The sequence below is a fragment of the Microbacterium sp. CPCC 204701 genome (assembly GCF_004010105.1).
Taxonomy (GTDB): Bacteria; Actinomycetota; Actinomycetes; order Actinomycetales; family Microbacteriaceae; genus Microbacterium.
Map to the genome: position 1 here is coordinate 1 of NZ_RRYE01000228.1, position 4,908 is coordinate 4,908.

The following is a 4,908-nucleotide window of genomic DNA, read 5'->3' on the forward strand; positions in this document are numbered from 1 at the left end:
CGCGGCGCCTCGACCGCCACGCGCCCCTCCTCGATGCGCGCAGCGAGGTCGTCGAGCCGGCGCGGGAGCCGCGCCAGCACCCCGGCCGTCGACACCGCCTCGCGTGCGACCGCCTGCGTCAGGTTGCCGCGCTCGTCGCGCAGCAGCTGCTCGGCGTACGGCTCGACAGCGTTCCAGATGTTGAACTGCGGGTCGAGCGAACTGCACATGCCGGATGTCAGCGAGATCGCCCGCACGATGAGCAGGAAGTTCTCGGGCAGCTGGAACGGGAGCGATCGCACGACGTCGCCGAACTCGACCGCGAAGTCCCGGAACTCCCGAGGGTCGACCTGCTGCAGCTCGGCGAAGCCCATGCCGCCGAACCTCGCGAACAGTGCCGTCATGGCCCGCTCGAGCTCGGCCGTGTCGGCCGAGGGCAGCAGCATCCCGACGTCGCGGATGCTGTCGATCATCTGCCTGCTGTTGCGCGAGGCGACCGCGATGATGAGCCGCTGCAGCCCATGGCGCAGGCCGTCGGGAACTTCGCCCATCATCCCGAAGTCGATGAACGTCAGCCGCCACGCCCGGCCGCCGTCGCGGCCGGGCTCGATGGGCGTGACGAAGATGTTGCCCGGATGCGGATCGGCGTGGAAGAACCCGTCGACGAAGAGCTGGTCGAACATCACGTTCGCGAAATCCGTCGCGACGGCAGCCGGGTCGATGCCGGCCGCGCGCAGCCCGTCGATGTCGTTGATCTTGATCGCGGTCACGTCGGCGAGGGTGAGCACGCGCCGCGTCGTGCGCTCCCATGCGATCTCGGGCACCGCGACGCGCGCATCGCCTTCGAACTCGGCCGCGAACCGCTCAGCGTTCTGGGCCTCGTGGAGGTAGTCGATCTCCTCCCTGCTGGTGTGCGCGAACTCCCCGATGAGCTCGGGCAGGTCGACGTGGTCGCTCACGACCTTGACGCGGCTCAGCCAGCCGGCGACGCGCCGCAGCGCGGCGAGGTCGGTGTCGACGATCGCGTCGATGCCCGGGCGCTGCACCTTGACGACGACGTCCGCGAACCCGGCGTCCGCCGCGTCGGCGGCCGTGAGCCGTGCGCGGTGTGCTTGGCCGAGGGATGCCGCGGCCACCGGCACCTCGTCGACCCACTCATACGCGCGCTCGAGCGCGATGCCCAGCTCCGCCTCCGCGAGCGCGCGGATCGCCGCGAACTCGACCGGGGGCACTTCGTCCTGCAGGCCCTCGAGCTCTTTCGTGATCTCGGGCGGCAGCACGTCCAGGCGCGACGACATGAACTGGCCGACCTTGATCATGAGGCCGCCCAGGCGCACCGCGAGCCCGTGGAAGTTGCGAGCGATGGTGCGCAGCCGTCTCGATCTGCCCCGGGCGGCGAGGCGGCTGAGACCCACGCGCGGAAGGAAGAGCTCATACCACCAGGCCTGCACCATGTAGCGGGCGGCGAAGCGCAGGATCCGGCGGTACCGTGCGCGCGAATCCGCGGCGTCGGCCATCGGATCCCCCGTGACGGCGCGCGCAGGGCCGACGTGCGAGGGCATCCGGACGATCAGTCCTGGGCGAGGATGGAGTAGAGCCTGCGCCGTGCCTCGTCGAGCACCTCGATCGCCTGCGCGACCTGCTCGGGCGTGCCGGTGCGGCCGACCTGAGCGGCCGCCTGGGCGAGCTTCATGCCGGCCTTGGGAAGCGCCGTGCCGCGTCCGCTGTCACGGGTGCCGAATGCCTCCCAGGGCGTCGACCGCTCGGTGCTCGCTTCGGCCTCGGCGCGGCCGGCTTCGGTGAGCGAGTAGGTCTTCTTGCCGCCGGACTCCTCCGCTGTGATCAGCCCCTCGTCGGCGAGCATCTGCAGCGTGGGGTACACCGAGCCGGGGCTCGGCTTCCACGCGCCGTCGCTGCGCTCCTCGATCTCCTGGATGATCTGGTAGCCGTGCATGGGCTTCTCGGCGAGGATCGCGAGCACCGCGGCGCGCACGTCTCCGCGCCCGACGCGCGGCGAGAAGCCCCGCTCGAACACGTCGCGCAGCTGATCCATCGCATCCCACAGCCCGCCGGGAAATCCAGACCCCTGCCCGCGATGCTTCGGACCGAAGTTCTCACCCATGAATGACCCGCTCATGACGCCTCCTGACGATCGTTGCCGATACCCCGACGATACCTAGCGATATATCGTTCGACAAGGGTCCCGTCCAGAGCCGGACGAGAGGCCGGAGTGCTGGCGTGCTCTCGCCGCCGGATAGTCTCCCCTCATGCGGATCGTGGTGTCGGGAACGCACGGAAGCGGGAAGAGCACGTTGATCGGTGACTTCGCCGCCGCGCGGCGAACGTTCGAGGTGCTCCCTGATCCGTTCGAGCTCATCGATGCGGTCGGCGAGGAGCCGGAGGCGGGCCTGTTCTTGGCCCAGCTTCACGTCGCCGCTGACCGCCTCCGCCGACTCTCGCCGGGCGAGCAGGTCATCGCCGAGCGCGGCCCACTCGATTTCGTGGCCTATCTGGACGCGCTCGATGATCTCCGACGCCCCGGCCGAGCACCCGGCCTGAGGTCGCACGCGAGCACGATCGCCGCCTCCGCCATGGCGAACGTGGACCTTCTCGTGCTGCTCCCGCTGACGACGACCTCCGGGATCGACGTTCCGGACGACGAGGATCCCGAGCTTCGGGAGGCGATGAACGCCGCACTGCTCGATCTCGCCGACGAGGCGGACCTTGTCGGCGACGCGACGGTCGTCGAGATCATCGGCGATCCCGCAAGCCGGCTGGCACAGCTCGAAGCCGCCATCGACGCCGCTCCCGACACGCGATAGCGTGTGCAGCCACCCCGGTCAAGGGGGTGGGCGCTGTCGATTCCGTGCGGTGACATTGGTCACATGACGCAGATCATCGAGAGCATCGACGTCGACGTCCCGGTGACGACGGCGTACAACCAGTGGACCCAGTTCGAGAGCTTCCCCAATTTCCTCGACGAGGTCGAGTCGATCACGCAGATCGACGATACGCACACGCACTGGAAGGTGCGCGTCGGCATGTTCACACGCGAGTTCGACGCCGAGATCACCGAGCAGCATCCCGATGAGCGGGTGGCGTGGCGCAGCGACGGCGGCGACACCGCCCATGCCGGCGTCGTGACCTTCCACAAGCTCACCGACACCACCTCACGGGTCACCGTGCAGATCGACTGGGAGCCGACCGACGTCCTCGAGAAGCTCGGGTCTCTGGTCGGGGCCGGGAGTCACGCGGTGAAGAAGGACCTGCAGAACTTCAAGGAGTTCATCGAGCGCACCGGCCACGAGACCGGCGCGTGGCGGGGCGACGTCGAGCGCTGAGACGTCGGCATCGCGATCCCGCATCGGCGCGGTGTGACGCTTCTGCGACGACGGATGGCTGCATCCTGCCGCTCCCATCGGCAAGACTCGAGGCATGAGTTCTCCCCCGCAGCCGGTCGGCTTCGTCGGCCTGGGGCTGATGGGCACGCCCATCGCCCTCAACCTCGCCCGCGCCGGCACGCCGCTCCTCGTGTGGAACCGTACGCACGAACGCGTGGGGCCGCTCGTCGATGCGGGGGCGGAGGCCGCGGCCGATGTCGACGAGGTGTTCCGCAGGTGCGAATCCGTGCTTGTCATGCTCGTCGACGAACGGGCGACCGACGAGGTCCTCTCTCGCGGTGGCGACCGGTTCGCCCGGCTCGTCGAGGGACGGACGCTGGTCTCTCTGGGCACGACCTCGCCCGCGTACGCGGAACGGCTGGGCTCTGACATCGCCGCCGCGGGCGGCCGCCTCGTCGAGGCACCGGTGGCTGGATCGCGGATTCCCGCCGAGAACGGTCAGCTCGTGGCTATGCTCGGCGGCGACGCCGATGCGGTCGCCGACGTGATGCCGCTGCTCGCACCGGCATGCCGTGCGTTGCTCGACTGCGGTGGGCCGGGTGCAGGGCTGCGCATGAAACTCGCGGTCAATCTCTACCTGACGACGACGATGGCCGCCTTGGCCGAGGCGACCCATTTCGCCGCGGCCGGCAGGCTCGATCTGGGGACGTTCTCCGAGGCGATCGGCTTGGGGCAGACGGCATCCGATCTCACGCGTGTGAAGCTGCCGAAGCTCACCTCTCGCGACTTCGCGCCGCAGGCGGCCGTGTCCGACGCGTACACGAACACGCGACTCGTGCTCGATGAGGCCGCCGTATCGGGGATCGCCACGCCGATGCTCGCCCAGGCGAGCGGGCTGTTCGCCGAGACCATGCAGCTCGGAGCGTCGCGCGACGACATGGCGGCGGTGGTGCGTGCGCTCGAGCGGCGTTCGTCGCGCACCGATCACTGACGATCTCCGCCTCGAGGAGGAGCCGGGACCGCAGCCGACCTACGCTGTGATCGTGGAGATCGGCGAAGTGATCGGCGCGGTGCTGGCGTGGGGGTTCCTCGCGATGCTCGTCGCGCTGCCGATCTCGTTCCTGTGGATGGCGTGGGACACGCGCCGGCGACGCCGTCGCGGCGAGAGCGTCGCACACTCGTCGGGCGGGCTGCTCGGCATCGACATCCTCTACCAGCCGACGGCAGAGGAGGCGCGCGCCGTGTGGGAGGCCGAGCAGCTCACCCCTGCGCCCGCGCCCACGCCGGGCGACGGCCCGGGTGTCATCGACGGCAACCGCATCGTGATCGAGACGGGCCTGCGCAAGACCGTGCACTGATCCGGCAGCGACGGGCCGGCCGGTCAGCGCGTCCGGCGCCGGCGCCGGACGATCGCCGCGACGACCCGCCAGCCGATCAGGAGCACCAGCAGGGTGACGGTGGCCACCACGATGAAGGCGACGGCGGTGCCCTGACCGGACGCGGCGCGCAGCAGCATCCCGCCCGCCACCGTCACCGCCCACACCCCGAGTCCCGTGCGCACCGGCGCGGCCGGGGCCCGCCACGCGAG

The 4,908-nt window shown here is 70.1% G+C and carries 7 protein-coding genes; 4 read left to right on the forward strand and 3 right to left on the reverse strand.

Going from position 1 to position 4,908, the window contains the following annotated elements:
- Nucleotides 1–1,496, reverse strand: a 1,496-nt coding sequence (locus EIO58_RS12515) for an ABC1 kinase family protein (RefSeq protein ID WP_164861678.1), incomplete at its 3' end; no start/stop codon positions are given.
- Between the two features lie 53 nt (nucleotides 1,497–1,549).
- Complete coding sequence (locus EIO58_RS12520; RefSeq protein WP_127819817.1) at nucleotides 1,550–2,116, reverse strand: PadR family transcriptional regulator; 567 nt, start codon at nucleotides 2,114–2,116, stop codon at nucleotides 1,550–1,552.
- A 130-nt stretch (nucleotides 2,117–2,246) separates the two neighbouring features.
- Here EIO58_RS12520 and EIO58_RS12525 point away from each other — a divergent pair, with 130 nt between their 5' ends.
- The 4 genes from EIO58_RS12525 (at nucleotide 2,247) to EIO58_RS12540 (ending at nucleotide 4,678) form a co-directional block, all read left to right on the forward strand.
- Complete coding sequence (locus EIO58_RS12525; protein ID WP_127819818.1) at nucleotides 2,247–2,801, forward strand: AAA family ATPase; 555 nt, start codon at nucleotides 2,247–2,249, stop codon at nucleotides 2,799–2,801.
- Between the two features lie 63 nt (nucleotides 2,802–2,864).
- The gene (locus tag EIO58_RS12530; protein WP_127819819.1) at nucleotides 2,865–3,320 is read left to right on the forward strand and encodes an SRPBCC family protein; all 456 of its coding nucleotides are present in this window, start codon (nucleotides 2,865–2,867) and stop codon (nucleotides 3,318–3,320) included.
- A gap of 94 nt (nucleotides 3,321–3,414) precedes the next feature.
- The gene (locus EIO58_RS12535) at nucleotides 3,415–4,311 is read left to right on the forward strand and encodes an NAD(P)-dependent oxidoreductase (protein ID WP_127819820.1); all 897 of its coding nucleotides are present in this window, start codon (nucleotides 3,415–3,417) and stop codon (nucleotides 4,309–4,311) included.
- Nucleotides 4,312–4,363: 52 nt separating this feature from the next.
- On the forward strand, nucleotides 4,364–4,678 hold the full coding sequence (locus EIO58_RS12540) for a hypothetical protein (RefSeq protein ID WP_127819821.1): 315 nt from the start codon (nucleotides 4,364–4,366) through the stop codon (nucleotides 4,676–4,678).
- Nucleotides 4,679–4,701: 23 nt separating this feature from the next.
- On the opposite strand, the gene EIO58_RS12545 is transcribed toward EIO58_RS12540, so the two are convergent.
- Nucleotides 4,702–4,908, reverse strand: a 207-nt coding sequence (locus EIO58_RS12545; RefSeq protein ID WP_164861677.1) for a DUF3054 domain-containing protein, incomplete at its 5' end; no start/stop codon positions are given.